Source organism: Streptomyces sp. NPDC005533, assembly GCF_042871845.1.
GTDB lineage: Bacteria > Actinomycetota > Actinomycetes > Streptomycetales > Streptomycetaceae > Streptomyces.
The window spans coordinates 133811-158527 of sequence record NZ_JBIAJH010000006.1 but is presented as its reverse complement, the minus strand read 5'-3'; the positions used below and the strand labels follow the sequence as shown (position 1 = coordinate 158527).

At 72.0% G+C, this 24717-nt stretch carries 23 protein-coding genes and 1 tRNA gene; 6 read left to right on the top strand and 18 right to left on the bottom strand.

Annotated elements, in window-relative coordinates; all coding sequences use genetic code 11:
• Nucleotides 1–20: 20 nt before the first annotated feature.
• The 3 genes from ACFYP3_RS08410 to ACFYP3_RS08400 all read right to left on the bottom strand — a co-directional run bounded on the left by ACFYP3_RS08410 (nucleotide 21) and on the right by ACFYP3_RS08400 (nucleotide 5075).
• Nucleotides 21–1877, bottom strand: coding sequence for a tetratricopeptide repeat protein (locus tag ACFYP3_RS08410; protein ID WP_388828745.1), 1857 nt, complete (start codon nucleotides 1875–1877; stop codon nucleotides 21–23).
• A gap of 192 nt (nucleotides 1878–2069) precedes the next feature.
• Nucleotides 2070–2143: transfer RNA gene (locus ACFYP3_RS08405), tRNA-Met, on the bottom strand.
• A gap of 52 nt (nucleotides 2144–2195) precedes the next feature.
• Complete coding sequence (locus tag ACFYP3_RS08400) at nucleotides 2196–5075, bottom strand: UPF0182 family protein (RefSeq protein WP_388829012.1); 2880 nt, start codon at nucleotides 5073–5075, stop codon at nucleotides 2196–2198.
• A 130-nt stretch (nucleotides 5076–5205) separates the two neighbouring features.
• On the opposite strand from ACFYP3_RS08400, the gene ACFYP3_RS08395 reads away from it, so the two are divergent.
• Nucleotides 5206–5775 carry a PPA1309 family protein gene (locus tag ACFYP3_RS08395; protein ID WP_388828742.1) on the top strand — a complete coding sequence of 190 codons (570 nt, stop codon included), beginning with the start codon at nucleotides 5206–5208 and terminating at the stop codon, nucleotides 5773–5775.
• Nucleotides 5776–5795: 20 nt separating this feature from the next.
• Here ACFYP3_RS08395 and ACFYP3_RS08390 read toward each other — a convergent pair whose 3' ends face one another.
• The 4 genes from ACFYP3_RS08390 to ACFYP3_RS08375 form a co-directional block, all read right to left on the bottom strand.
• Nucleotides 5796–6887, bottom strand: a complete 1092-nt coding sequence (locus ACFYP3_RS08390) for a PDZ domain-containing protein (RefSeq protein ID WP_388828739.1) — start codon at nucleotides 6885–6887, stop codon at nucleotides 5796–5798.
• 98 nt (nucleotides 6888–6985) lie between these two features.
• Nucleotides 6986–7183, bottom strand: coding sequence for a hypothetical protein (locus tag ACFYP3_RS08385; protein WP_388828736.1), 198 nt, complete (start codon nucleotides 7181–7183; stop codon nucleotides 6986–6988).
• A 144-nt stretch (nucleotides 7184–7327) separates the two neighbouring features.
• Entirely contained in the window at nucleotides 7328–7789 is a 462-nt protein-coding gene (locus ACFYP3_RS08380) for a molybdenum cofactor biosynthesis protein MoaE (protein WP_388828733.1), read from the bottom strand.
• 179 nt (nucleotides 7790–7968) lie between these two features.
• Nucleotides 7969–9126 carry an SDR family oxidoreductase gene (locus ACFYP3_RS08375; RefSeq protein ID WP_388828730.1) on the bottom strand — a complete coding sequence of 386 codons (1158 nt, stop codon included), beginning with the start codon at nucleotides 9124–9126 and terminating at the stop codon, nucleotides 7969–7971.
• A gap of 192 nt (nucleotides 9127–9318) precedes the next feature.
• Here ACFYP3_RS08375 and ACFYP3_RS08370 point away from each other — a divergent pair, with 192 nt between their 5' ends.
• Both ACFYP3_RS08370 and ACFYP3_RS08365 read left to right on the top strand, forming a co-directional pair.
• Complete coding sequence (locus ACFYP3_RS08370) at nucleotides 9319–10743, top strand: zinc-dependent metalloprotease (RefSeq protein ID WP_388828727.1); 1425 nt, start codon at nucleotides 9319–9321, stop codon at nucleotides 10741–10743.
• A complete protein-coding gene (locus tag ACFYP3_RS08365; protein WP_388828724.1) occupies nucleotides 10740–11270 on the top strand; it encodes an NUDIX hydrolase in 531 nt (176 codons plus the stop codon). Before ACFYP3_RS08370 ends, ACFYP3_RS08365 begins: the two co-directional genes overlap by 4 nt.
• Before the next feature lie 114 nt (nucleotides 11271–11384).
• Here ACFYP3_RS08365 and ACFYP3_RS08360 read toward each other — a convergent pair whose 3' ends face one another.
• From ACFYP3_RS08360 to ACFYP3_RS08345, 4 genes are all read right to left on the bottom strand, one after another.
• Nucleotides 11385–12140, bottom strand: coding sequence for an AIM24 family protein (locus tag ACFYP3_RS08360; RefSeq protein ID WP_388828721.1), 756 nt, complete (start codon nucleotides 12138–12140; stop codon nucleotides 11385–11387).
• 16 nt (nucleotides 12141–12156) lie between these two features.
• Nucleotides 12157–12837, bottom strand: a complete 681-nt coding sequence (locus ACFYP3_RS08355; RefSeq protein WP_388829009.1) for an AIM24 family protein — start codon at nucleotides 12835–12837, stop codon at nucleotides 12157–12159.
• A gap of 20 nt (nucleotides 12838–12857) precedes the next feature.
• Nucleotides 12858–14483, bottom strand: coding sequence for a TerD family protein (locus ACFYP3_RS08350; protein WP_388828718.1), 1626 nt, complete (start codon nucleotides 14481–14483; stop codon nucleotides 12858–12860).
• Between the two features lie 139 nt (nucleotides 14484–14622).
• On the bottom strand, nucleotides 14623–15261 hold the full coding sequence (locus ACFYP3_RS08345) for a M48 family metallopeptidase (protein ID WP_388828715.1): 639 nt from the start codon (nucleotides 15259–15261) through the stop codon (nucleotides 14623–14625).
• A gap of 126 nt (nucleotides 15262–15387) precedes the next feature.
• Between ACFYP3_RS08345 and ACFYP3_RS08340 the strand changes: the two genes are divergently transcribed.
• Entirely contained in the window at nucleotides 15388–16527 is a 1140-nt protein-coding gene (locus ACFYP3_RS08340; protein WP_388828712.1) for a ThiF family adenylyltransferase, read from the top strand.
• Between the two features lie 55 nt (nucleotides 16528–16582).
• Nucleotides 16583–17911 (top strand): ABC1 kinase family protein, encoded by a 1329-nt coding sequence (locus ACFYP3_RS08335; protein ID WP_388828709.1) that lies wholly within the window; start codon nucleotides 16583–16585, stop codon nucleotides 17909–17911.
• Nucleotides 17912–17936: 25 nt separating this feature from the next.
• Here ACFYP3_RS08335 and ACFYP3_RS08330 read toward each other — a convergent pair whose 3' ends face one another.
• From ACFYP3_RS08330 to ACFYP3_RS08310, 5 genes are all read right to left on the bottom strand, one after another.
• Nucleotides 17937–18143, bottom strand: a complete 207-nt coding sequence (locus ACFYP3_RS08330) for a hypothetical protein (RefSeq protein WP_388828706.1) — start codon at nucleotides 18141–18143, stop codon at nucleotides 17937–17939.
• A 100-nt stretch (nucleotides 18144–18243) separates the two neighbouring features.
• The gene (locus ACFYP3_RS08325; RefSeq protein ID WP_388828703.1) at nucleotides 18244–18573 is read right to left on the bottom strand and encodes a hypothetical protein; all 330 of its coding nucleotides are present in this window, start codon (nucleotides 18571–18573) and stop codon (nucleotides 18244–18246) included.
• Nucleotides 18570–18941 (bottom strand): WhiB family transcriptional regulator, encoded by a 372-nt coding sequence (locus ACFYP3_RS08320; RefSeq protein WP_351295252.1) that lies wholly within the window; start codon nucleotides 18939–18941, stop codon nucleotides 18570–18572. The genes ACFYP3_RS08325 and ACFYP3_RS08320 overlap by 4 nt, the downstream gene beginning before the upstream one ends.
• A 184-nt stretch (nucleotides 18942–19125) precedes the next feature.
• The gene (locus ACFYP3_RS08315; protein ID WP_384347168.1) at nucleotides 19126–19452 is read right to left on the bottom strand and encodes a hypothetical protein; all 327 of its coding nucleotides are present in this window, start codon (nucleotides 19450–19452) and stop codon (nucleotides 19126–19128) included.
• Between the two features lie 167 nt (nucleotides 19453–19619).
• The gene (locus ACFYP3_RS08310; RefSeq protein ID WP_388828698.1) at nucleotides 19620–21794 is read right to left on the bottom strand and encodes an ATP-dependent DNA helicase UvrD2; all 2175 of its coding nucleotides are present in this window, start codon (nucleotides 21792–21794) and stop codon (nucleotides 19620–19622) included.
• Nucleotides 21795–21964: 170 nt separating this feature from the next.
• Between ACFYP3_RS08310 and ACFYP3_RS08305 the strand changes: the two genes are divergently transcribed.
• Nucleotides 21965–22225 carry a mycoredoxin gene (locus ACFYP3_RS08305; RefSeq protein ID WP_030029876.1) on the top strand — a complete coding sequence of 87 codons (261 nt, stop codon included), beginning with the start codon at nucleotides 21965–21967 and terminating at the stop codon, nucleotides 22223–22225.
• An 86-nt stretch (nucleotides 22226–22311) separates the two neighbouring features.
• Here the strand turns inward: ACFYP3_RS08305 and nudC are convergent, their stop codons facing one another.
• Both nudC and ACFYP3_RS08295 read right to left on the bottom strand, forming a co-directional pair.
• Nucleotides 22312–23268: an NAD(+) diphosphatase gene (nudC, locus tag ACFYP3_RS08300; protein ID WP_388828695.1), complete on the bottom strand. Its 957-nt coding sequence runs from the start codon at nucleotides 23266–23268 to the stop codon at nucleotides 22312–22314.
• Between the two features lie 42 nt (nucleotides 23269–23310).
• Nucleotides 23311–24717 (bottom strand): dipeptidase, encoded by a 1407-nt coding sequence (locus tag ACFYP3_RS08295; RefSeq protein WP_388828692.1) that lies wholly within the window; start codon nucleotides 24715–24717, stop codon nucleotides 23311–23313.

Sequence of the window (24717 nt, the reverse complement as noted above, 5' to 3'; positions counted from 1 at the left end):
CGGCGGGGCCGGCACCGCGCTCAGGCGGACAGCTCCTCCGCGAGCGCGTCCCGCAGCCGCGCCGCCCGCTCCGAGACCTCCGCCGGCCCCAGTTCCATGGCGCGGACGCACCACTTCTGCCCCTCCGCGAGGTCCCCGTGCCGGGCCGCCAGCAGCCCCAGCCGCAGCGCCGCGCGGCCGTGGCCCGCCACCGCGGCCCGCGTCCACCACAGCGCGGCCTCCGGCTCGCTCCCCTCGCGGGCGAGCAGCAGGCCCAGGTTGAACGCCCCGTTGCGGGACCCGGCCTCGGCCGCCTCCCGGTACCAGCGCGCGGCGACGGCCAGGTCGCCCCGGGCCGCGGCCAGCATGCCGACCCGTACCTGGGCGCGGCGGTGCCCCAGCTCGGCGGCCCGCTCGTACCACTCCTCGCTCTCCGTCTTCGGGGCACCGCCCACCGGCTCGCCCAGCGCGACCGGCTCCGGCGGCGGGGCGAGCGACTCCAGCAGCGCGGCCAGCCGGAAGGCGGCCTCCGCGCTGCCGCCGCCCGCCGCGCACCGCAGGTGCCGCTCGGCGGCGCGCTCCTCCCCGTCGCGGACCAGCGCGATGCCGACCTGGAGCGCCGCGTCGGTGTGCCCGGCCGACGCGGCCCGCTCGTACCACTTCAGCGCCGTGCGGTCCTCGTCGCGGCTGGCGAAGAGGATGCCGAGGTTGAACGCGGCGTCGACGCTGCCCGCCTCGGCCGCCTTCGAGAACCACGGCTCCGCGCCCGCCGCGTCCCCGACCTGCAGCAGCATGATGGCCAGCGCGTTGGCCGCCTCGCGGTGCCCGGCGTAGGCCGCCCGCCGGTACCACTGCTCGGCCTGCGCGGTGCGGTCCTGTGCGGCGCACAGCAGGGCGAGGTTGTACGCCCCGTTCTGGTCGCCCGCGTCCATGGCGGTCCGGTACCAGCGCTCCGCGGTCTGGGTCTCCCCGCGCGCGGCGTGCAGGGCGCCCAGCGCGTTCGCGGCGTTGCCGTCGCCGTCCTGGGCGGCCCGGTGCCACCAGGTGGCCGCGCTCTCCTCGTCGCCGGCGTCGCGCAGCAGGAAGCCGAGCGCGCACGCGGCGCGGGCCTCCCCCTGCTTGGCGGAGGTCAGGTACCAGCGCCCGGCCTCCTTGAGCTCCCCGCGCGCCTCCAGCAGCGCGCCCAGGTGCAGGGCCGCGCGCCGGTGCCCGCGCGCAGCGGCCTGCCGGTACCACTGCTCGGCCTCGGTGGGGTCGCCCTTGCGCAGGTGCCTCGCCAGCCGGTACGCGGCTTCGCGGTGCCCCTGTTCGGCGGCGGCGCGGAACCACCGCTCGACGCCCTTGTCCCCGCGGTGCTCCAGCAGGTCGGCCAGCCCGTACGCGCCCAGCGCATGGCCGGATTCCGCCGCCTGCCGCATCCAGTACTCGGCCGCGGGCTCGTCGCCGCGCTCGCGGAAGTGGCGGCCGAGGGCGTGTGCGGCCGGCGCGGATCCGGCCACGGCGGCCACCCGCCACCAGCCGGCGGCCTCTTCGGGGTAGCCGCGCTGGTGCAGCAGGACGCCGAGGTTGTTCGCGGCGGCCCGGTCCCCTTCGGCGGTGGCACCCCGCAGGTAGGGCTCGGCCCCGTCGAGGTCGCCGCGGCGCAGCAGCAGCGCGCCGAGCACGCTCATGGCACCGGGGTCGCCCTTGTCGGCGGCCACCCGGTGCCGGGCCTCCAGCTCGGCGTCGCTCGCCGCGTCGGTCTCGGCGAACACCTCCTGCGCGAAATCCGCGTCGGTCAGCGCGGTCTGCACGTCGGTCACCGGAACCGCCCCCTGGGCCTCTGCGCCCGATTCGGTCTCCGCCCTCACAAACCGCCCTGTCTCCAGCAGAGTTGACCTGTCCCCCATAAATCCCATCGTCGCATCACCTGCTACCCGCGTACACCTGGTATGTCGCAGCCAGTGAGGTCACTACAGCGTTTTGTCGACATGCCCACAGTGGGGTAAGTCAAACACGCTCCTACCCCAACTCACCCGCTCCAGCTAACGCGTGTCCGCCCCGGACATGACGAAGGCCCGGATCCCATGGATCCGGGCCTTCATCTTCAGTAGCGGGGACAGGATTTGAACCTGCGACCTCTGGGTTATGAGCCCAGCGAGCTACCGAGCTGCTCCACCCCGCGTCGGTGAAACCACAGTATCACGACGCGGGACGGAGCCATTACCCATTGGTCATCAGCCGCTCGGACTGGGCGCCGGCGGCTTCGCCTCCGCGTCGATCGCCCGCTTCAGCGCCGCCTTGATCTCGTCCTGGGCCTTGCCGAAGGCCGCCCAGTCACCGGCCTGTCGGGCCTTCTCGGCGTCCTCGACGGCCTTCTGAGCGTCGGCGAGCGCCGCCTTGACCGTCGGGTCCTGGTTGGTCGGGGGCGTGACCGTGCCCTCGCCCGGCGGCTGGGCCGGAGGCACCGGCGTGGTCGGGGCCTCGGCGCCGAAGACCACGTTCAGCGCCTTCTCCAGCGTGTCCTCGAAGGCCGTCTGGCCGCCGTAGGTCACCAGCACCTTGCGCAGCAGCGGGTACTTCAGCCCGGAGCTGCGGACGTACACCGGCTCCACGTAGAGCATTCCGCCGTCGAGCGGCACCGCGAGCAGGTTGCCGTACTCGATCTCCGAGTCACCACCGCGCAGCAGGCGGATCGACTCGGCGATCTTCGGCTCGGACTGGAACTTGCTCTGCACCTGACCGGGGCCGTCCGGCGGCTTGCTGGTCGGCATCTTCAGGATTCTGATCTTGCCGTAGTCCGGGGTGCCCGGATCGGCGTTGACCGCCATGAAGGCACTCAGGTTGGGCCGCTCGTTCGGCGTGAACGTCGTGGTGAGCGAGAAGACCTGGTCCTTCTCCTTCTGCCCGGGCATCTTCATCGACAGGTAGTACGGCGGGACCGCCGTACCGGCCTTGGTCGTCGGGTCGTCCGGGACCGCCCAGGCCTCACTGCCGCTGAGGAAGGTCTGCGGGTCCGTGACGTGGTACCGGGTCAGCAGCTCGCGCTGGACCTTGAAGAGGTCCTGCGGGTAGCGGAGGTGGTCCATGAGCGGCTTGGAGATGTCGCTCTTGGGCTTCACCGTGCCGGGGAACGCCTTCATCCAGGTCTTGAGGACCGGGTCCTCGGTGTCCCACTGGTACAGGTTGACCGAGCCGTCGTACGCGTCGACGGTGGCCTTCACCGAGTTGCGGATGTAGTTGACCTGGTTCTCCTGGGCCACCACCGCGCGCTGGCTGTTGGTCAGCGAGTCGGCGGTGCTCTGGCCCAGCGTGGTGCGCGAGGCGTACGGGTACCCGTTGGTCGTCGTGTAGGCGTCGACGATCCACTTGATCCGGCCGTCGATCACGGCCGGGTAGGGCGCGCCGTCGATGGTCAGCCACGGGGCGACCGCTTCGACGCGCTGCTTGGGCGTGCGGTTGTAGAGGATCCGCGAGCCGTCGCCGATGGCGCCCGAGTAGAGGATCTGCGGCTCGCTGAAGGAGAGCGCGTAGGCGGCCCGGTTGACGGGGTTGTCGAGGTTGACGCCGGAGCCGCCCTTGTAGCTCGTCTCCTTCTCGCCCTTGTCGTCCGAGTAGTCGAGCTCCTTCTGCGGCCCGCCGACGATCGAGTACTGCTTCGTCTGCTCGCCGTAGTAGATGCGCTGCTCGAAGTCGGTGCCGAACATCCCCTTGGAGGGCAGGTCGGACTGGGTGAAGTCCGGGGCGCCCTGGTCACCGACGGTGGTGCCCTTGGCCGCGACCACGCCGTAACCGTGCGTGTACTTGAAGTGGTCGTTGATCCAGTTGTTCTTCGGGATGCCGCCGATGTTCAGCTCGCGCAGCCCGATGACCGTGTCCTGGCCGCTGTACCGGTCCACGGCGAGCGTGGACGGGAAGGCGTAGTAGCCCTTGACCTGCTGGAGCTGCTGGAAGGCCGGGGAGACGATGTTCGGGTCCAGGATCCGGATGCTGGCCGTGGTGTCGGCCTGCGGCCGCAGCTTGCCCCGGTCCGCCGTCTGCGGGGAGCCCGGGTAGTCCGTGACCTCGGAGCCCTCGATGCCGTAGGCGTCGCGCGTGGCCTTGATGTTCTTCTGGACGTACGGGGATTCCTTGGCCTGCTCGTTCGGCTGGACCTGGAATTTCTGCACGATCGCCGGGTACAGCCCGCCGATCAGGATCGCCGAGAGCACCATGAGGCCGAAGCCGATCACGGGCAGCTGCCAGGTGCGGCGCCACAGCGTCGCGAAGAACAGCACCGCGCAGATCGCGGCGATGGCGACGAGGATGGTCTTCGCCGGCAGGTAGGCGTTGGCGTCGACGTACCGCAGGCCGGTCCAGTTGTCCGCGGCCTTGAAGTCGCTGGACTTCACGGCGAGCCCGTACCGGTCGAGCCAGTACGCGATCGCCTTCAGCGTGACGAAGAGGCCGAGCAGCACCGACAGGTGCCCGGTCGCGGCCGCGGTGGCCCGGGCGCCCGGGCTGGTCACGCGCAGTCCGCCGTAGAGGTAGTGCACGACGGCCGCGGCGATCACCGAGAGCACGACCGCGGCGAAGCCGAAGCCGAGCAGGAAGCGGCACCAGGGCAGGTCGAAGGTGTAGAAGGACACGTCCATGTGGAACTGCGGGTCCTTCGTTCCGAAGGTCACGCCGTTCACGTACATGAGCCAGGTCTTCCACTGGCCGGCCGCCGAAGCGCCCGCGATCAGGCCGACGAGCACCGCGATGCCCAGCAGCAGCCACTTCTTGTAAGGGGCGACGCTCATCCGGTAACGGTCGAGGCTCTGCTGCTCCATCGACATCGCGCTGAGCGGCGGCCGCAGCCGGTGGGCCAGCCAGATGTTGAACCCGACGGCGCCGGCCATCAACAGACCGAAGACGGCGAAGAGCCCGATCTTGGTCCACAGCGTGGTGGTGAAGACGGAGGAGTACTTCACGGAGCGGAACCAGAGCCAGTCCGTCCAGAAGCCCGCGAACATGATGAAGAGCATGGCCAGGACGGCCAGCACGCCCAGGGTCATCAGGAGAGTGCGGGCCCGCCGGGAGGGACGGCCGACTCTCATCCGTGGCCCGGACGGGCCTCCGCCGCGGTCCGGCATCTGGAAAGCCAAGGTGCGCACCTCGAAAGTCGCTGGGTCTGGTAATGAACGGGCCCCCGATCGTAGAGCCCACTCATGCAACTTACTGAGGCTTTGGTCAGTTCCCGGTATCCGGTGGAAAGGAGGCAGGATGTTGCCCATGTCCAACGTTTCGCCTTCCCCCGGCACCCCCATGGCGGCCTCGCCGCTGACCCGTGCCTGCCTCGAGATCGACGAGTACGCGGCCGGCCTCGGCTGGGACCAGCCGGCCCGGCTGTTCGCCCTCGTCGACACCGCCCGGCTCAAGAAGCAGGAGCCGCGGCTCGCGAGCCAGCTCGGCCTCGACCAGGACGACGCCGGCAAGGCCTCCCTCACCCCGATCGAGCAGGACGAGGTCCCGGCCGGGACCCCCCTCGACAAGTTCCTGGGCACCATCGCCTGGCCTGACGCCGTCGTCGGCTGCGCGCTGACGGTGGAGCGGCTGATGCTGCCGCCGTCCGCGGAGGCCTCCGTACCGGAGGGGCTGAGCGACAAGCAGCTGGCGAAGTGGGTGGCCGGTCACCCGGAGCGGCAGGAGGTGCGCCTCACCGTGGCCGTGCTGCGCGACGGCTCGCGCGAGTCGGCCGTACGGCTGCGCGAGAAGGACTCCTCGACCGAGGTGCTCACCGGCGGGGGCCTGGTGCCCGGGCTGGCGGAGGCCCTTGCGGCGACCTTCTCGTAGGACCGTGGGGGGAGGACCGGTCAGGGCTTGGCGCTGCACTGCGGCAGCCCGGCCGTGTCCCCCTTGCTGATCTTCTCCAGTGCCTTGGTGGCGTCGCCGATCGTGGAGACCTTCACCAGGGTCAGGCCGTCGGGCACGTTCGTGGCCGCGGAGGCGCAGTTCTCGGCGGGCGTCAGGAAGTACTCGGCGCCGGCCTGGCGGGCGCCGATGGTCTTCATCTGGATGCCGCCGATCGGGCCGACCTTGCCCGTGTCGTCGATGGTGCCGGTGCCCGCGACGAACTTGCCGCCGGTCAGGTCCTCGGGGGTCAGCTTGTCGACGATGCCGAGGGCGAACATCAGGCCGGCGCTCGGGCCGCCGACGTCCGCGAGCTTGATGTCGATCGTGAACGGGAAGGTGTGGTCGGATCCGGCCCGGATGCCGACGAGGGCGTGACCGTCGCCCTCCGCCTTGCCCGCGTTGATCGTCACCTTCGTGGAACCGGCGGGCTCGTGGTTGGCCTTCGCCGCCTCGGCCGCCTCCGCGGCGGGCACGATCGTGAACTCGACGGGCTCGCCCGGCTTGTGCTTGGTGACGAGCTTGGCCACGTCCTCGGGCGCGGTCACGGGGGCGCCGTCCACGGACTTGATCACGTCACCGGCGTGCAGCTTGCCCTCGGCGGGGCTGTCCTTGACCACGGACGCGACGATCACGCGGGCGGTGACGGGGATGCCGAGCTGCTTCAGGGCCGCCACCTTGGCGCTCTGCTGCGACTGGCTGAACTCCTCGGCGTTCTCCTGGGTGGATTCCGCGTCCGTCTTGCCGTCCGGGTAGAGGTTCTCGTGCGGCACGACGATGTTGTCGCCGGACAGCCACCCGTACACCGCTTCCACCAGGCTCATGTCGTAGTCCGCGCCGGTGACGCGGACCGTCGTCATGTTGAGGTGGCCGCTGGTCGGGTACGTCTTGCGGCCCGCGATGTTGAGGACGGGCGCACCGTGCGAGTCGCCGAGCGTGTTCACGGTCGGGCCGGGGCTCATCTCGGAGTACGGGACCTTGACGAGCAGCCCGGCGCAGAGCAGCGCGAACAGTACGAGGACGGAAGCGAGCATCGTCGCAGTGCGGCGTGGCATGGATCCGACAGTACGGGACGGCCCCGGCGGCCAGCCCTCGGGGCCGGTCCGTACGGGGTCCGCGCGCGAAACTCTCAGGGGATTCTCAGCGGGGCCCGTCAGACGGCGTCGGAACCGGAATGGGCGTCTGCCTTCGCCCTGGCCTGATCGGCGTTGCCCATGGCCTCGCGGAAGCGCGCGTAGCCGGCGAGCTCGGATATGTCACCTTGTGTGCGGTCGCGTGCCGCCCAGCTGCCCCATATCGCCGCACCTATCGCGGCGAACAGCGGAATCAGCAACCACGCCAAAGACGCCATGGGCGTGCCTCCCTACCCCGAACTACGTTTCGTTGGTGGCTTCAACGCTCGTGCCCGTGGGGGGGTTACGCAAATCGAGGGCGTGTTGCGCGGCCGAACGGGTGCGAGGCTACCCCCAAGCGGGGGCGGCTGCGCGACCGGGGTTCAGCAGGCGCCGACCCACTCCTCGGTGCCGTCGGTGAAGGTCTGGTGCTTCCAGATCGGGACCTCGTGCTTGAGGTCGTCGATGAGCATGCGGCAGGCGTCGAAGGCCTCGCCGCGGTGCGGGCAGGAGACGGCGACGACGACCGCCAGGTCGCCGACGGCGAGGTCGCCCACGCGGTGCACGGCGGCCAGCGCGCGGACGGGGAACTTGGCCACGACGCGCTCGGCGACCCGGCGCATCTCGGCCTCGGCCGTCGGGTGGCAGGAGTAGCCGAGCGAGTCGACGTCCGCCCCGCTGTCGTGGTTGCGCACCGTGCCGACGAAGAGCGTCGTCCCTCCCGTCGCGTCGTCGCCGACGGCCTGGAAGACCTCGTCGATCGAGAGCGGGGTGTCACGGATCTCGAGCAGCCGGATCGGGTCCTGGGCGGCCTGCTCGCCGGGGTGGTCGAAGTGCGGTGCCATGCCTTCATCGTGCCCTAGTGGCTGACGGGGCGAAATAGCAGGTTCGCCCGTGCCGCAGCCGCCCCCTTGGGAGCCTCCTACCAATCGGGCCCGCCCGTGCGGCCCCCGCCGCACCACCCGGCCCCGCCGGCGTCGCGGCGCGGGGGTCCGGGGCGGAGCCGCGCTCTTTGGCCCGTGGGTCAGATCCCGCGCCGCTTGCGCGCCAGGCGGACGGCGGCGGCCGCGCCCAGCAGCGCCACCGTCGCGCCCGCCGCACCCGCGGCGGTGGCGGCGTCCCGGCGGCCCAGCCGGCGGCCCGCGACCGTGTGGCGCCCCGAGACCTCCTGGAGGAGCTCGGCGAGCACCTCCTCATTGGTCCAGCGCGGCCGCCACCCCGCCGCGTGCAGCCCGCTGACGCTGACCACCCAGGGGTGCATCGTGTACGCGAGGTCCCCGGCCGGGGACGGGGTCAGGCCGATCCGGTGCAGCCGGGCCGCCGCGCCCAGCGCGACCGCCGAGGGCAGCTCCATGCGGCGGATGCCGCTCAGCTCCTCGACCTCCTCCTGCTCCAGCCACCCCTCGCAGCCCACGGCCAGCTCGCCCTCGACCTTCTCCAGGGCCGCGTACTCCAGGGCGCTGACCAGGTCCTCGACATGGCAGAACTGCCACGTCGGACGGGATCCCGCCACCACGAGCAGCCGCGGGGACTCGAAGTACCGGGTCAGGGCCGTGTCGGTGCCGCCGACCAGGACCGCCGGGCGGATCACGGTGACGTTCAGGCCCGGGTGCGCCCGGGGCGCCCGGCGGCCGAGGCGCTCGATCTCCAGCAGGTCGCCGACGCCGGTGGCCTCGGCGGTGGCCCGCAGCTCGGAGTCCTCCGACAGCGGGATGTCGTTGTCCGGGAGGGCGCCGTAGACCATCGCCGAGGTGCAGAGCACGACCCGGTGCACGCCGGCCGCGGCGGCCGCCGTGAGGACGGTCTGGGTCCCGCGCACGTTGTACGCGGTACGGGCCGCCGGATCCGTCTCCAGATCCAGGTCGAGGGCGAGGTGGACGACGACGTCCGCGCCGCGCAGCCTCTCGGCGATCGCGGGGTCCCGTACGTCCAGGATGTGCCACTGCGCGGCCGCGCAGTCGCCCCGCCGCTCGTCGATGGCGACGACCTGCTTGACCTCGTCGGAGGCGGCCAGCCGGCTCACCAGGGCGGCGCCGACACCCGACGCGGCGCCGGTCACGGCGATCACGGGGCCTCGCACGGCCGGGTTTCGCGACTGGCGAACGCCCTGGGCGCTGTCGCCGTGCTCGGGGCGGTCTTCGTCGTCGTTCATCGCGCGAAACTGCGGATCTGGGGAACTCACCGGGCGTCTCCAGCGGTTGTCTTCAGTAGGGACGCGCTGTGACGCGTACCCACCAGGTGATGTCCATCCTGCCGCAGCCCAGGAGTCGGCGGAGCACCGAGCCCGTATGCGGGCCGGGTGTCTACGCTGGGTGGTGTTGTCGGACCATTGCCCGTCGGCACCCGCCGGCGGCCCTACGAGCCGAGGAAACCCGTGAGCGACACCCCATTCGGATTCGGCCTTCCGCCGGAGGAGCCGGACAACGGCGACGAAGGCAAGAAGAAGGGCAGTCAGGGCGGTCAGGGCGGCCCGAATCCGTTCGGGTTCCCCGGCATGGGCCTGCCGGGCGGCGCGGGCGGTGCCGGCGGCGAGGACAATCCGTTCGCCGCGATGTTCGGTGCCATGAACCCGAACGACCTCGGTGCCGCCTTCCAGCAGCTCGGCCAGATGCTGAGCTACGACGGCGGTCCCGTGAACTGGGACATGGCCAAGGACATCGCCCGCCAGACCGTCGCGCAGGGCACGGCGGACGGCGTGAAGGACACGAGCGTCGGCATCGCCGAGAAGTCGGCCGTCGAGGAGGCCGTGCGCCTGGCCGACCACTGGCTGGACGGCGTGACCTCGCTGCCGTCGGGCGCCACGACCGCCGTGGCGTGGAGCCGCGCCGAGTGGGTCGAGGCGACCCTCCCGGTGTGGAAGGAGCTCGTCGACCCTGTCGCCGAGCGCGTGGGCGCGGCCATGGGCGGCGTCCTGCCCGAGGAGATGCAGGCCATGGCGGGCCCGCTGCTCGGGATGATGCGCTCCATGGGCGGGGCCATGTTCGGCCAGCAGATCGGCCAGGCCGTGGGCACGCTCGCGGGCGAGGTCGTCGGCTCGACGGACATCGGGCTGCCCCTCGGCCCGGCCGGCAAGGCCGCGCTGCTGCCGCTGAACATCGAGGCCTTCGGCAAGGACCTGAGCGTCCCCTCGGACGAGGTGCGACTGTACCTGGCCCTGCGCGAGGCCGCGCACGCCCGGCTCTTCGCGCACGTGCCGTGGCTGCGCTCGCACCTGTTCGGCGCGGTCGAGGGCTACGCCCGCGGCATCAAGGTCGACACCTCGAAGCTGGAGGACGTGGTCGGCCGGATCGACCCGTCGAATCCGGAGCAGCTGCAGGAAGTGCTGCAGGGCGGCATGTTCCAGCCGCAGGACACCCCCGAGCAGAAGGCCGCCCTGGCCCGCCTGGAGACGGCGCTCGCGCTGGTCGAGGGCTGGGTCGACGCGGTGGTGCACGAGGCCGCCAAGCCCCGGCTGACCTCGGCGGACGCGATGCGCGAGACCATGCGCCGGCGGCGCGCCTCGGGCGGCCCGGCGGAGCAGACCTTCGCGACGCTGATCGGCCTGGAGCTGCGCCCGCGCCGGCTGCGCGACGCCTCCCGGCTGTGGGCCTCGCTCACGGACGCGCGCGGGGTGGACGGCCGCGACGGGCTGTGGGAGCACCCGGACATGCTGCCGACGGCCTCCGACCTGGACGACCCGGACGGCTTCGTGCACCGCGAGCAGCTGGACTTCTCCGAGATCGACAAGATGCTCGGCGAGGCCGCCCAGCAGCGCGACCAGCGCGAGCGGACCGACGAGGACGGCGACGAGAAGAAGTGAGCCTGCACGAAGACGCGGTCCTGGTCCTGAAGGGCTACGCGGACCAGCCCGAGCTGCGCGACGTCTATCTGGAGCACCTCGCCGCCCATCCGGACGGGGTGTACAAGCCGTGCACGGCCGGGCACATCACCGGCAGCGCGCTGGTGATCGACCCGACGCGGCGGCGGGTCCTGCTGACCCTGCACAAGAAACTGGGCATGTGGCTGCAGATGGGCGGCCACTGCGAGCCCGGCGACGACACCCTCGAGGCGGTGGCGCTGCGCGAGGCCGGTGAGGAGTCGGGCATCGCGTCCGGGCTGAGCCTGCTGCCCGGCGGCCCGGTGCGCCTGGACCGGCATGCGATCCCCGCGCCGTGCCACTGGCACCTGGACGTGCAGTACGCGGCGCTGGCTCCGGCCGGCGCGGAGGCGGAGATCAGCGAGGAGTCGCTGGACCTGCGCTGGTTCCCGTACGAGGAGGTGGCCGCGGTGGCCGACACCTCGGTGGTGCGGCTGCTGGAGGCGACCTTGGCGCGGCTCGGGGGCTGATCCCGGGCACGACGAAGGGGCGGTCCCTCGCGGGGCCGCCCCTTTCGCCTGCCTGCGCCCAGCCGTCCGGGACCAGTCGTCCTGGATCAGTCGTCCTGGATCGGGCGTCCGGGATCAGTTCCAGGCGTTGTTCTGGTTCTGCGCGTGGGAGCCGTGCTGGCCCATGCCGAACTGGGCCGCGGCGCCCTGGCCGAGCTGGGCGTTCTGCGGCGGCAGCACCTCGCTGGGCTGCACCAGCGCGAAGCCGGTGCCGAGGAAGCTGAGCTCCCAGCCCTCGCCGGTGTTGCCGCGCCGCCGCCAGACGCCGCTGGAGTGCGTCTGGGCCTGCATCTGCACCCGCAGCGAGGTCGACCAGGCGACGATCGCGTCCGCGTCCGCGTTGACGTACTTGTCGGGCGTGACCTGCATCATCAGCGGCTGCCCGGAGGTCATCAGCGCGACCTTGCCGCGCCCGGTGATGTTGAGCTGGTACTTGCCGGAACCGGAGATCCCGTACTGGCTGTCCACCGCGATGACCTCGGTGTGCAGGGTGGAGTCCAGGGCCAGCACGTAGCTGCTGTCGACCGTGAGGCCTTCCTGGTCCACGTCCACGACGTGCACGTACTGGGCCAGGTTGGCCAGGTAGACCGTGCCCTGACCGGAGCAGCGCATGAGGTCCAGCCCCTCGCCGGTGCGGCGGCGGGCGCCCCGCTGGCTGCTGCTCTGGTACTCGCCGTCGAAGTCGATGAGGCCCTGGTAGGCGACCATGGCGCCCTTGCGGGCGAGGACGTCGTCGGAGCCGGTCAGCGAGACCCGCAGCAGCTGCGGGTTCTGGATGGCGTACCGGTCCTGGGACTGCGCCTCGGCGTGGGCGAAAAGTGAGCTCTGCATGATGTGTCCGCTCCCCTCAGCCCCGGGCCCGGAGCCGGTCGGTGCTGTCCTCGCTGGGCTGTACGACGACGATGCCCTGGCCGGAGAAGGCCATCTGGTAGGCCTCCCCGCTGCCCCGGCCGATCATCGACGAGGCCTTGAAGCTGCGCTTGCCCTTGACCTTGAGATTCGGCGACCAGGCGACGAGCGCGTCCGGGTCGACGTACGTCTCGTCCTCGCCGCGGCCGCAGTCGACCACGATCGGGGTGCCGCGGGAGGTGATCGCCACCCATCCGGTGCCGGCGACCTGCACGTTGAACAGGCCCTGGCCGGCGAACTTCGCCATGCCCTTGACCCGCTCGACGCCCCACTGGAGGTGGGCGTCGAAGGCGAGCAGGTTGGTGCCGTTGACGGAGAGGGCGTCGTTCTGGAGGTTGATGCAGACGACGTCGGCGCCGTAGTCGGCGAGGTAGAGCAGGCCGTCGCCGGTGCACTTCATCAGCGGTGCGCCCTCGCCGGTGAGCCACTGCGAGGCCATCTGGCGGACGGCCGGCGGGTTGGGCTCGTACTGCACGAAGCCCTCGTAGGCGACCATCGAGCCGGTGCGGGCGAAGAGGTCCTGGCCGCTCTGCATGGCGACCTTGAGCATGGCCCGGCCGTGGTTCTCCATGCGGGCCGTGACGGGGGTCGGGGCGAAGCCCGCGAGCTGCTGGTTCATTGCGTTCATGTCGGGCTCCCTCAGACCTCGTACGGCTGGACGACGATGAAGTTGCCGGGAGCGCCGCGGAACTGGAGGTTCACGGTCTCCCCGCTGTGGCCGGGGTAGGCGTTGCGCCGCAGCCGGACCTGGCTGGACAGGATCACCTGCGAGGCGGAGGACCACGCCACGATGGCGTTGCTGTCCGCGAAGGTGGTCGGGGTGACGGGCAGGACCACCGGGACGCCGTGCGTCTTGACGATGACCGTTCCCGTGCCCTGGAACTGCATGGTGAACAGGGCGCCGCCGGGGATGCCGTGGCCCTCGATGCGGCGGACCTCGTGCTGGAGCGACTCGTCGAAGGCGAGGACGGCCTCGGCGGAGACGCAGATCCCGTCGCCCTGGAGCTCGATGGCGTGCAGGTGGGAGCCGTCCTCGGCGAGGAAGACCTGGCCGCGGCCGGTGCAGCGCATGAGCTGCATCTCCTGGCCGGTGGCGTTGCCGACGATGCGGCCGGCGAAGCCCGCGCCCTTGTAGCTGAAGTCCACCTTGCCCTGGTACAGGACCATGCTGCCCTGGCGGGCGAGGACGGCCTGGCCGCCCATCGAGAGGTCGACGCGCATGAGCTGTGCGTTCTGCGGGGTCCAGCGGGCGCCCGTGGGGGCTTCCTTGTACGGCTGGAGCGCGGCGGCGAGCCCGGCGCCGACGGCGGCGGCCTGGGGGGCGTAACCGGGCTGGTGGCCCGGGACCTGCCCGGGGACCTGGCCGTAGCCCGGCTGCTGGCCGTAGGGCGCGGGGGCCGGGGCGGGCGGCGGGACCTGGCCCGGGTACGGGGCGGGGACCTGGCCGGGGACCTGGCCGTACGAGGGCTGCTGCGGCTGCGGCTGCCCGTACGGGGCGGGGGCCGGCGGGGCGAGCGGCGCGGCCATGGTGGGCGCGGCGTGCACCGGGGCCGGGGCCGCGGGCTGCTGGTAGTGCGGCTGCGGGGCCGGGGCGGGCGCGGGCGCGCCGAAGGACGGCGCGGGCGCGGGTGCCTGGGCGGGCGCCGGGGCGCCGAAGGACGGGGCCGGGGCGGCCGCCTGCGGCGGCGGGGCGAAGCCGGGCGCGGCGGCGGGCGCCTGCTGCGCCGGCTGCGCGTCCTCGGCGACCTCGCCTCCGAAGTTCCGCAGCAGCGCGTCGAGGCCGCCGTCGAAGCCCTGGCCGACGGCGGCGAAGCGCCACACGTCCTTGAGGTAGAAGTCACCGAGCATCACGGCCCGCTCGGTCGTGAACTCCGAGCCGGTGAAGGCGTACCGGACGACCTCTTCGCCGCCGGCCACGATCCGGATGTAGCCCGGTCCGATCTGCGACATCTGTCCGGCGCCGTCGATGGTGGCGGTGAAGGACAGCTTGTGGATGGACGCCGGAACGCGGTCCAGGGTCACCCGGAAGGATTCGGTGTCGCCGGACTGCGCGCCGAGTTGCTGAATGGACTCTTCCGGCGACTTCGGCTGGTTGAAGAAGACGAAGTAGCGGTCGTCCGACAGCTGCTCGTTGACATCGAGACCGAAACAGCTGATGTCGAAGGTGAGCCCGGGCCCGGCGATCTGGACGCCTACGTACAGATCGGTGCCCGCCGTGAGATCACTGATCTTGGCCTTGTGGCCGCGTTGGAATTCCCTGGCCATACGTAACGACCGTCCCCCATCCCGACTGTGAATGCGTGCCGCTCAGGCTAACGGCAACGGCCGACATCCGGCCAAGTCGGTACCGACCCGGTACATATCACGCTGTGTGACACGACGGGTGGGTACGGGATCTTCCGGCTCATTCGTCGCGGGCGGCGGGAACGGTCGGAAGGCGCTCGGCCGCCACCACACCCTCCAGGTACCCGCGGGCCCGCTCGGTGCGCGGGTACGCCTCCAGCAGCTCCCAGAAACGGGGCCCGTGGCCGGGCACCAGGAGGTGGGCCAGCTCGTGCAGGAGCACGTAGTCGACGACGTACTCCGGCATGCCCTGGATGCGGTGCGAGAGCCGGATGCTGCCTTCGGCCGGGGTGCAGGAGCCCCAGCGGGTGTTCTGGTTGGTGACCCAGCGGACCGAGCGGGGGCGTGCGCGGCCGCCGAAGTACTGCTCGGACAGACGCTCGGCGCGCTCGGTGAGTTCCGCGTCCCCGAGGGTACGTTTGCTCTCCTGGGCGGCGAGCTTGTCGAGCATGACACCCACCCAGCGCTGCTCCTCCGCCTCGGACATCCGGGCAGGGATGAGGACGACCGTACGGTCACCCTCGCGATAGGCGGATACGGTCCTGCGGCGGCGCGCGCTCCGGCGGACTTCGACGGCGCGCGGCGGTGGGTCGGCGGACACGCCACGACGGTACCCGGTGGCGGTGGCGGAAGTCCCGCCCGTCCGGGGTTCGCGTGCGAGTGATGCGGAGCCGATATCGCGAACCGCAATTCCCTTCATCTCATATGCCTAATAACCCTCGCCTGTGGACAAATTCGCGCAGAGAATCCGGCGGACGGGCAGTGTGGTGGGAGAGCCGGAAAACGGGCGGCTCGAGTGGGCCGGGGAAATCGAGGGGGATCGGTCATGTATCCGAAGGTGAAGGCCGCGCTGGCGCGGGCCTGGCGGGACCGGGAGACGGTGCAGTTCGGGGTGACCCCTGCCCACGCGGTGGTGCTCGGCCCGGTGGACACGGCGACGGGCGCGTTCATCGACCGGATCGACGGGACGCGGGGGATGGAGCTGCTGCGGGCCGAGGCCACGGGCATGGGGCTGCCGGACGGTCAGGCCGACGCGCTCGTCAGGCGGCTGGCGGGGGCCGGTCTGCTCGACGACGCCACGGCGGGCGGCCCGCGGGCCCAGGCCGTGCGCGGTCATCCGGAGGTCCTGGAGCGGCTGGGCCCCGATCTGGGCTCCCTCTCCCTGGTCCGCCGGGAGCCGGGCGGGGACTTGCGGGGGGTCGCCGCGCGCCGGGCGATACGGGTCCGGGTGCGCGGGAGCGGACGGGTGGGCGCTGTGATCGCCGCGGTCCTGGCGGGAGCCGGCGTGGGCCGGGTCGAGGTGCTCGACGGGGGCCGGGTGGAGCCGGCGGACGTGGCGCCGGGCGGACTGGATCCCGGGAGCGTGGGCCGGCTGCGGGCGGAGGCCGCGGGGAAGCTGGTGCGCGGGTCCGCCCCGGGGCGCGCCCCTCGGGCCGGGGAGGAGGAGGCGGAGCCGCGGCTGGCCCTGGTGGTGGTCGCGCCGCGGGACGGGCTGCACGCCTGGGCACCCGATCCGGACACCGCGGCCGACTGGGTCGCCACGGGCATCCCGCACCTGTACGCGGGGGTGTTGGAGGGGACGGGGCTGGTGGGGCCGCTGGTCCTGCCCGGAGTGACGGCCTGCGCGGGGTGCATGGAGCGCGACCGCGTGGACCGGGACGCGGCCTGGCCCCGGATGCTGGTCCAGTGGCGCTCGGCCCACCGCCGCCGCGCGAGCGCCGCCTGCGACCTGGGCCTGTCCACGGCGGTGGCCGGCCTGGCCGCGGCCCACGCGCTCTCCTTCCTCGACGGTGAACTGCCCGCGTCCACCGCCACCCGCTGGGAGGCGGCCCTGCCCTCCCTCCACTGGGAATCCGCCCCGGTCCACCCCCACCCTGACTGCCCGTGCGGAGCGCACGCGGAACGCACGGCCACCCCGCGGGAAGCCGGGGAAGGTGCCCTCCTCCGAGCCGCGAGGAGGCCATGACAGGATGCGGAGAACCGCTGTTCGCGGCCCAGCTGTCTGGGAAATGGAGGGGCGCATGTCTGATCTTCCCCGGAAAGCGGTCACCCGCACCGTCAAGCTGGCCGCGCTGCCGCTCGGCATAGCGGGACGGGCCACCTGGGGCCTGGGCAAGCGGATCGGCGGCAAGTCCGCGGAGATCGTGGCGGCCGAGCTCCAGAAGCGCACCGCCGAGCAGTTGTTCCGCACGCTCGGGGAACTGAAGGGCGGTGCCATGAAGTTCGGGCAGGCCCTGTCGGTCTTCGAGTCGGCGCTGCCCGAGGAGGTCGCCGGGCCCTACCGGGCGGCGCTGACCAAGCTCCAGGAGGCGGCCCCGCCGCTGCCCACGGCGACGGTGCACCAGGTGCTGGCGGACCGCCTCGGCGCGGACTGGCGGGAGCTGTTCGAGGAGTTCGAGGACAAGCCGGCGGCGGCGGCCTCGATCGGGCAGGTGCACCGGGCGGTGTGGCACGACGGCCGGCAGGTCGCGGTCAAGGTCCAGTATCCGGGGGCCGGTGAGGCGCTGCTGTCGGACCTGAAGCAGCTGGGCCGGTTCGCGGGGCTGCTGGGGCCGCTGATTCCCGGCATGGAGATCAAGCCGCTGATCAAGGAGTTGCGCGACCGGGTCGCCGAGGAGCTCGACTACGAGCTGGAGGCCGAGGCGCAGCGGACCCACGCGGACGCCTTCGAGGACGATCCCGACGTGGTCGTGCCGGATGTCGTGCACCAGGGCGACCAGGTGCTGGTGACCGAGTGGATGGAGGGGACCCCGCTGTCGGAGGTGATAGCCGACGGCACCGAGGAGGAACGCGACCGCGCCGGACAGCTGCTGGCCCGGTTCCTCTTCTCCGGTCCCGCGCGCACCGGTCTGCTGCACGCGGATCCGCACCCGGGCAACTTCCGGCTGATACCGGGGGCCGACGGCCGGATGCGGCTGGGCGTGCTGGACTTCGGCACGGTCGACCGGCTGCCGGGCGGCTGGCCCAAGCCGATCGGCAGGTCGCTGCGGATGACCCTGGACGGCGACGCCGAGGGGGTCTACGGGCACCTGCGCGCCGAGGGGTTCGTGAAGGAGTCCATCGAGCTGGACCCGGACGCGGTGCTGGACTACCTCAAGCCGATCATCGAGCCGGCCGAGGCCGAGGAGTTCACCTTCACCCGGCCGTGGCTGCGCGGCCAGGCGGCGCGGATCGCCGATCCCCGCTCCCCCGCACACCAGTTGGGCCGGCAGATCAACCTGCCGCCTTCGTACCTGCTGATCCACCGGGTGACGCTGAGCACGATCGGGGTGCTGTGCCAGCTGGGCGCGACGGTGCGGCTGCGGGACGAACTGGACGCCTGGCTGCCGGGGTTCGCCTCCGCCGAGTGACTCCGTAGGGTCCGGGTCCCCGGTGTCACCACCAGGAGGAGTCGAGCCTGCCTTCGATCGCCCGGAGGTTGGCGCGCGCGCAGTCGACGCAGAAGTACTGTCTGGTCCCGTTCTCCACCGAGCAGGTCCAGGTGGGCGGGGCGCCGTCGGGGGACTGTGTGCCACAGCGCGCGCAGACGACGGGCTGGGCCTCGGATCCCGACGGGGTGGGGTGGGGAGTCGGCTGGTCCACCTCCAGACGATATCCCCGTGAGGGGTCGACTGCCGTCCGCAACGCACCGGGGGGACCGGTCCGTTCGGACCGGTCCCCCCGGGGATGCTTTTTTCGGCCGTCAGTGCATGACGGCCATGGCCAGCGCGCGGCGGGCGCGCATCGAGACGCGCTCGGCACGCCGCTGCATGCGGCGGGCGGTGACCAGGCGTACGGCGTGACGTTCGACGTCCACCTCACGCATGAGCTCGTCCATATGGGCGCGAGCCAGGGCTTCTGGGATGAGTTGCATTTCGCGGGTCCTGTTCTGACGCGAGGTGTTCGCGCCGGCGGTGATGAAGTCTGCGTGGGCGGCGCCGTGGGGCTGCTCGCTCGTGGTGTGGGCGGTCATGAGGGCCTGCTTCAGGGGGTCGTGCGTCAGGGGGCGGTCGATGGTTCCGATGGCGGTCATGCCGCGACAACCGGGTTCTTGCGCGGACGGCCACGGGGCCGCTTGCGGGCGACGACGACACCCTGGACGAAGAGCTCGCCACCCCAGACACCCCAGGGCTCGCGGCGCTCGACCGCTCCGGCGAGGCAGGCCTCGACCAGCGGGCAGGTGCGGCAGAGCGACTTGGCGTACTCGACGTCGGCCGGGGACTCGGCGAAGAAGACCTCGGGGTCGAAGGTGCGGCAGGGGACGGGTACGCCGAGGTTCTCGATGGCGTCGTCGAGCGCGGTCAGCGCGGTGAGCGGGGTCAAGGTGTGGTCCTCCGGGACTGCGGGCGGGGAGATCGTGTGGGTCTGCGTTACGGACGGGGCGTGCGCTTCGAGTTGCACGGTGGTTTCTTCCTCGTCGTCTTGGTCGGCTAGTCGTTCCGGCCGGTCGGCCGGGTTCGGCTGTCACCTGGTTTTGCCAGTCCCGAGGCTCCTTCGCTGCGTTGCCCCTGTTCGGGGCAAACAGAAGGGCCGCGGATCCCGGGTGGGGTTCCGCGGCCCTGAAGGCGCCGGCCTGATCATGCGATCAGACTGGATCACTCCAGGGTTCGAGCCCACGGAAGGCCCACATCAGGTGGTGCTGCTGCTTCTTCGTCTGCTTCGTCTTGGCTCCGGCACCGGCTGCGGCCGCGAAGCCATAGGCGCCATGCGCCTGAGCTTCTGCTGCCAGTACTGCCACCGGTGCCAGGGTCGGTCGCTCGTTGCGCTCACTGACCGGAAGGGTCGCCAGCAGGGCGGGGCGGTCGGCGGAAATCGCGGACACACCGGTACCCGGAAGGGAGACGGAACCGAGCAGGCAGGAAGCGTCGACCGAGCGATCGGTCATTTTGGTGAAGGTCATGAAGCTGGTCACTGGTCTCGCCTCCTCTCGGCGTCTCGGGGACGTGGCCCGGGGGCCTGTCCCATGCGTATTCGGATAAGTACAGCACGGATCCAGGGCTTCGGAGAAGCCACCGTTTCCGTTGCTAAGAACCTATGGGTCTTCGCTGGGCATGTGCAAACTATTTTTCCGACGAGTTTCTACGCGTCGGCAGGATCTTCGGGCTCGGGCTCCTGACCTGCACATATGGCCAGGACCTCGGCTCCGTAGCGGTCGAGCTTGCGGCCGCCCACTCCGGAGATCATAGAGAGCTCCCCGGGCTCGGTGGGCGCGGCCTCCGCGATCGCCATCAGCGTCTTGTCCGTGAAGACGCAGTAGGCGGGCAGCCCCTGCTCCCTCGACTGGCCCGCGCGCCACTCCCGCAGCCGCTCGTAGAGCCCTTCGTCCATGTCGGACGGGCAGTCCTCACAGCGCATCAGTTTGAGCTCGCCGGCCTCGGTCAGGGTCTTGCCGCAGACCCGGCAGAGCACCGGGCCGCGGCGGCCCCGCTTGCGCGGCCCGCTCTCGGTCGCGGAGCCCGGCCCGCTGCGAGGCACCGCGGAGCCCGGCCGCAGGCCGTTCAGGAAGCGGCTGGGGCGACGGGAGGCCCGGCCGCCCGGAGCCCGGGAGAGGCCCCAGGAGAGGGTCAGGTGCAGCCGCGCCCGGGTGACGCCGACATAGAGCAGCCGGCGTTCCTCCTCGACCTGCTCGTCGGTCTTCGCGTACGTGATCGGGAGCATGCCGTCGGTGAGCCCGACGAGGAACACGGCGTCCCACTCCAGGCCCTTCGCCGCGTGCAGCGAGGCCAGGGTGACGCCCTGGACGGTCGGGGCGTGCTGGGCGGCCTTGCGCTCCTCCAGCTCGATCGTGAGGTCCGCGAGGGTGGCTCCCTGCCGGGCCCGGGAGAAGTCCTCGGCGAGCCGGACCAGCGCGGCCACGGACTCCCACTGGTCGCGCACGGCGCCGGAGCCGGCGGGGGGCTCGGAGGTCCAGCCGGTGGAGCTGAGCACCGCCCGGACCTGGGAGCCCAGCTCCACGACGTCGTCGAGCAGCGGGTCGTTCCCGCCGGAGCGGGCGGCTCCGCGCAGCGCGAGGATCGCCTTCTGGACCTCGGCGCGCTCGAAGAACCGCTCGGCCCCGCGCAGCTGGTAGGGGACCCCGGCGTCGGCGAGGGCCTGTTCGTAGACCTCGGACTGGGCGTTGATGCGGTAGAGGACGGCGATCTCCCCGGCCGGGACGCCCGCGGCGATCAGGTCCCGAATCCGGTGGGCGACGCCCTCGGCCTCGGCGGGCTCGTCGGCGTACTCGGCGTAGACCGGGTCCGGGCCGGTCTCGCGCTGGGAGACCAGCTCCAGCCGGTGCTCGGCGGCGCGGCCCTTGGCCTGCTTCAGCAGACCGTTGGCGAGGTGCACCACTTGGGGGGTGGAGCGGTAGTCGCGGACCAGCTTGACCACGGTGGCCTGCGGGTACTTGGTGCGGAAGTTCAGCAGGTGGTCGGGGGTGGCGCCGGTGAAGGAGTAGATCGTCTGGCTGGCGTCGCCGACGACGCAGAGGCTGTCGCGGTCGCCGAGCCAGAGGTCCAGCAGCCGCTGCTGGAGGGGGCTGACGTCCTGGTACTCGTCGACCACGAAGTGCTGGTACTGGGCGCGGATCTGCTCGGCGATGTCGTGGCGGTCCTGGAGGATGCCGACGGTCAGGAGCAGCACGTCCTCGAAGTCGATCATGCCGCGGTCGCGCTTGAGCTGTTCGTACGTCCCGTAGATCTGGGCGATCTCGGCCATGTCGCGGGGTGCCTCGCGCCCCGACTTGAGGGCGGCGGCCGGGTAGTCGGCGGGCACCGTCTGCGTGACCTTGGCCCACTCGATCTCGCCGGTGACATCGCGCAGCTCGCCGCGGTCGAGCCGGATCCGGCAGCGCGCGCCGGCCTCGGCGACGAGCTGGATCTTGCGTTCCAGGAGCCGGGGCACCTCGCCGCCGACCGCCTTGGGCCAGAAGTACTGGAGCTGGCGCAGGGCGGCGGAGTGGAAGGTCCGGGCCTGCACGCCGCCCGCGCCGAGGGCGCGCAGGCGTCCGCGCATCTCCCCGGCGGCGCGGTTGGTGAAGGTGACGGCCAGCACACTGGCCGGCATGAGCCGGCCTGAGCGGACGCCGTAGGCGATGCGGTGGGTGATCGCGCGGGTCTTGCCGGTACCGGCGCCCGCCAGCACGCACACCGGCCCGCGCAGGGTCGTCGCGACCTCACGCTGCTCCGGATCCAGGCCCAGGAGCACCGCGTCGGCCGAGTCGGCGGAGCCGGGGCCGGCCGGGAACGATGGGGAGTGCGTTGCTGATGTCACCCCGCCATGCTGCCAGGTCTCGTGGGGCGGGCGGGAAAACCGTCCACAGGCGGCACGTATCCGTCGTATCAGTCACACCGGTCGCGCGGGGACTGCCGTACGGGAATGGCGGTGGGGTCGCGTACGTTCGAGTACTCGGACCACCGAGCCCTCACGAAGGAGAGCGCAGCATGCAGGACACGGGCACCGTCACGATGTACAGCACGACCTGGTGCGGCTACTGCCGTCGGCTGAAGACCCAGCTGGACCGGGAAGGCATCGCGTACAACGAGATCAACATCGAGCTCGACCCCGCGTCCGCCGCGTTCGTGGAGAAGGCCAACGGCGGCAACCAGACGGTTCCCACCGTGCTCGTGAAGTCCGCCGCCGGCAACGAGTCCGTCATGACGAACCCGAGCCTGGCCCAGGTCAAGCAGGCCCTCGCCGTCTGAGGCAGCCCCACCCGCGCGCACCCGCGCGTGCTCGCGAGCACCAGAGAGGCCCCCGCCGAGGCGGGGGCCTTCTGCTGTGACGAACGTTACGCCGCCGTCTTCGGCAGCGGCTCGCCGTACCAGAGCTCGACCAGCCGGGCGGCGATGGAGATCCCCGACGGGGGCAGCACCTCGCCCGTCTCGAACGCGGCGCGCAGCTCCTCCCGGGAGAACCAGCGGGCCTCCTGGATCTCCTCGCCGTCCACCGTGATCTCGGAGGTGGTGGCGCGGGCCGTGAAGCCCAGCATCAGGCTGTACGGGAACGGCCACGGCTGGCTGGCCACGTACTCGACCTCGCCGACCCTGACGCCCGCCTCCTCCCACACCTCGCGGACGACGGACTGCTCGATCGACTCGCCCGGCTCCACGAACCCGGCGAGGGTCGAGAAGCGGCCCTCGGGCCAGTGCACCTGGCGGCCCAGCAGCGCGCGGTCGTGCTCGTCGGTGACCAGCATGATCACGGCCGGGTCGGTGCGCGGGTAGTGCTCGGCGCCGCAGCCCGGGCAGCGGCGGATGTGCCCGGCGGCCGCGACCACCGTGCGCTCGCCGCAGCGGGAGCAGAAGCGGTGCATCCGCTGCCAGTTCTCCAGTGCCACGGCGTGCACCATCAGTCCGGCGTCGCGCGGGGAGAGCAGCAGTCCGGCCTCGCGCAGGCCGGCCGGGCGGGCCGACTGGTCCATGCGGCCGGGCAGCGCGTCCTTCTGCAGCGCGAAGTACCGTACGCCGTCCTCGTCCGCGCCCAGGAAGTAGCGGTGGGTCTCGGTGACCGGGGCCTCGAAGGCCGGGGTCATCACGATGCCGGTGCCCCCGTCGGGGGTGTCGTCGATCAGGACCTGGCCGCCGGAGACGACGAAGACACGGGTCGTCGGGTGGCTCCAGGCGGCGGCGAGCCACGCCTCGTCGAGGCGGTGGTGCGCGGCGCGGTCGATTCCGCTGGGCGCGGCGAGCGAGAGGGGGCGCTCGGCGAGAGGGCGCTCGGTATGGGTGCTCACAGGTACTTCCAACTCCCCCGGTGGTGGGACAAGGCAGGCGTGCGTGCGTCGGTGTCAGGCGGTGGTGCGGTGGGTGGCGGCCAGGTCTCCCCAGAGGTAGGCGGTCGTCTCGACGCCTTTGAGGAGCAGGTCCAGTTCGACCTTCTCGTTCGGGGAGTGCCAGCCGTCGGACGGCACCGAGATGCCGAGGAAGAGGACGGGCGCTTCCAGGACGTCCTGGAGGTCCGCGGCCGGTCCGGAGCCGCCCTCGCGGGTGAAGCGGATCTTCTGGCCGAAGGCGCGGCCCATGGCCCGTACGACGGACTGCAGGGCCGGGTGGTCCAGCGGGGTCAGGCACGGCCGGGTGGGGGCGCCGAAGGTGAGGGAGTGTCGGATCCCGTCCGGGATCCGGGCCGCGACCCAGTCCCTGACGGCGGCCTCGACCTCGTACGGGTCCTGGCCGGAGACCAGGCGGAACGACAGCTTCAGGTGGGCGTTGGCGGGCACGATGGTCTTGCCGCCGGGGCCCTGGTAGCCGCCGCCGATGCCGTTGACCTCGGCCGTCGGGCGGGCCCAGACCCGCTCCAGGGTGGAGTAGCCGGCCTCGCCGGAGGCCGCGTGGGACCTGGCCGTACGGAGCCACTCGGACTCGTCGAAGGGCAGCTCGGCGATGAGCGCGCGCTCCGCCTCGGTGAGCTCGGCGATGCCGTCGTAGAAGCCGGGGATCGTCACGCGCCCGTCGTCGTCGTGCAGGGCGGCGACCAGGCGGGCGGCGACGGCGGCCGGATTGGGCACGGCCCCGCCGAAGGCACCGGAGTGGATGTCCTGGTCCGGGCCGTGGAAGTCGATCTCGCAGTCGGCGACGCCGCGCATGCCCGTGCAGACGGTGGGGGTGGTCTCGGACCACATGCCGGTGTCGGAGACGATCACGACGTCGGCGGCGAGTTCGGCGGCGCGGGCCTCCACGAGCTCGCGGAAGTGGGGGGAGCCGGACTCCTCCTCGCCCTCGACGATCAGCTTGAGGTTCACGGCGGGGGCGGCGGCGCCGGTGGCCGCCAGGTGCGCGCGCACCCCGAGGGTGTGGAAGAACACCTGCCCCTTGTCGTCGGCGGCGCCGCGGCCGTACATGCGGCCGTCGCGGACCACCGGCTCGAAGGGGTCGCTGTGCCAGCCGTCGGCGAGGGCGGCGGGCTGCACGTCGTGGTGCCCGTACACCAGGACGGTGGGGGCCTGCGGGTCCTCGCTCGGCCAGTGCGCGAAGACGGCGGGGGCGCCGGGGGTCTCCCAGACCTCGGCCAGCGGGAAACCGGTCTCCTTGAGCTTCGCCGCCAGCCATTCGGCGCTGCGGCGTACGTCGCCCGCGTGCTCGGGCTGCGCCGAGACGGAGGGAATGCGGAGCCACTCGGCGAGGTCGTCGAGGAAGGCGTCGCGGTGGGTGTCGATGTACGTGCGGACGACGTTGTCCGGCGGGGTGTCGCTCAT

What these genes read in the sequence shown, in the direction of transcription:
- ACFYP3_RS08340 (WP_388828712.1), top strand. Translation starts at nt 15,388, where the DNA reads ATGTATCCGAAGGTGAAGGCCGCGCTGGCGCGGGCCTGGCGGGACCGG.
- ACFYP3_RS08385 (WP_388828736.1), bottom strand. Translation starts at nt 7,183, where the DNA reads ATGGCGTCTTTGGCGTGGTTGCTGATTCCGCTGTTCGCCGCGATAGGT.
- ACFYP3_RS08350 (WP_388828718.1), bottom strand. Translation starts at nt 14,483, where the DNA reads ATGGCCAGGGAATTCCAACGCGGCCACAAGGCCAAGATCAGTGATCTC.
- ACFYP3_RS08345 (WP_388828715.1), bottom strand. Translation starts at nt 15,261, where the DNA reads ATGAAGGGAATTGCGGTTCGCGATATCGGCTCCGCATCACTCGCACGC.
- ACFYP3_RS08390 (WP_388828739.1), bottom strand. Translation starts at nt 6,887, where the DNA reads ATGCCACGCCGCACTGCGACGATGCTCGCTTCCGTCCTCGTACTGTTC.
- ACFYP3_RS08355 (WP_388829009.1), bottom strand. Translation starts at nt 12,837, where the DNA reads ATGAACCAGCAGCTCGCGGGCTTCGCCCCGACCCCCGTCACGGCCCGC.
- ACFYP3_RS08400 (WP_388829012.1), bottom strand. Translation starts at nt 5,075, where the DNA reads ATGCCGGACCGCGGCGGAGGCCCGTCCGGGCCACGGATGAGAGTCGGC.
- ACFYP3_RS08295 (WP_388828692.1), bottom strand. Translation starts at nt 24,717, where the DNA reads ATGAGCGACACCCCGCCGGACAACGTCGTCCGCACGTACATCGACACC.
- ACFYP3_RS08325 (WP_388828703.1), bottom strand. Translation starts at nt 18,573, where the DNA reads ATGACCGCCATCGGAACCATCGACCGCCCCCTGACGCACGACCCCCTG.
- ACFYP3_RS08395 (WP_388828742.1), top strand. Translation starts at nt 5,206, where the DNA reads ATGTTGCCCATGTCCAACGTTTCGCCTTCCCCCGGCACCCCCATGGCG.
- ACFYP3_RS08335 (WP_388828709.1), top strand. Translation starts at nt 16,583, where the DNA reads ATGTCTGATCTTCCCCGGAAAGCGGTCACCCGCACCGTCAAGCTGGCC.
- ACFYP3_RS08360 (WP_388828721.1), bottom strand. Translation starts at nt 12,140, where the DNA reads ATGCAGAGCTCACTTTTCGCCCACGCCGAGGCGCAGTCCCAGGACCGG.
- ACFYP3_RS08410 (WP_388828745.1), bottom strand. Translation starts at nt 1,877, where the DNA reads ATGGGATTTATGGGGGACAGGTCAACTCTGCTGGAGACAGGGCGGTTT.
- ACFYP3_RS08380 (WP_388828733.1), bottom strand. Translation starts at nt 7,789, where the DNA reads ATGGCACCGCACTTCGACCACCCCGGCGAGCAGGCCGCCCAGGACCCG.
- ACFYP3_RS08305 (WP_030029876.1), top strand. Translation starts at nt 21,965, where the DNA reads ATGCAGGACACGGGCACCGTCACGATGTACAGCACGACCTGGTGCGGC.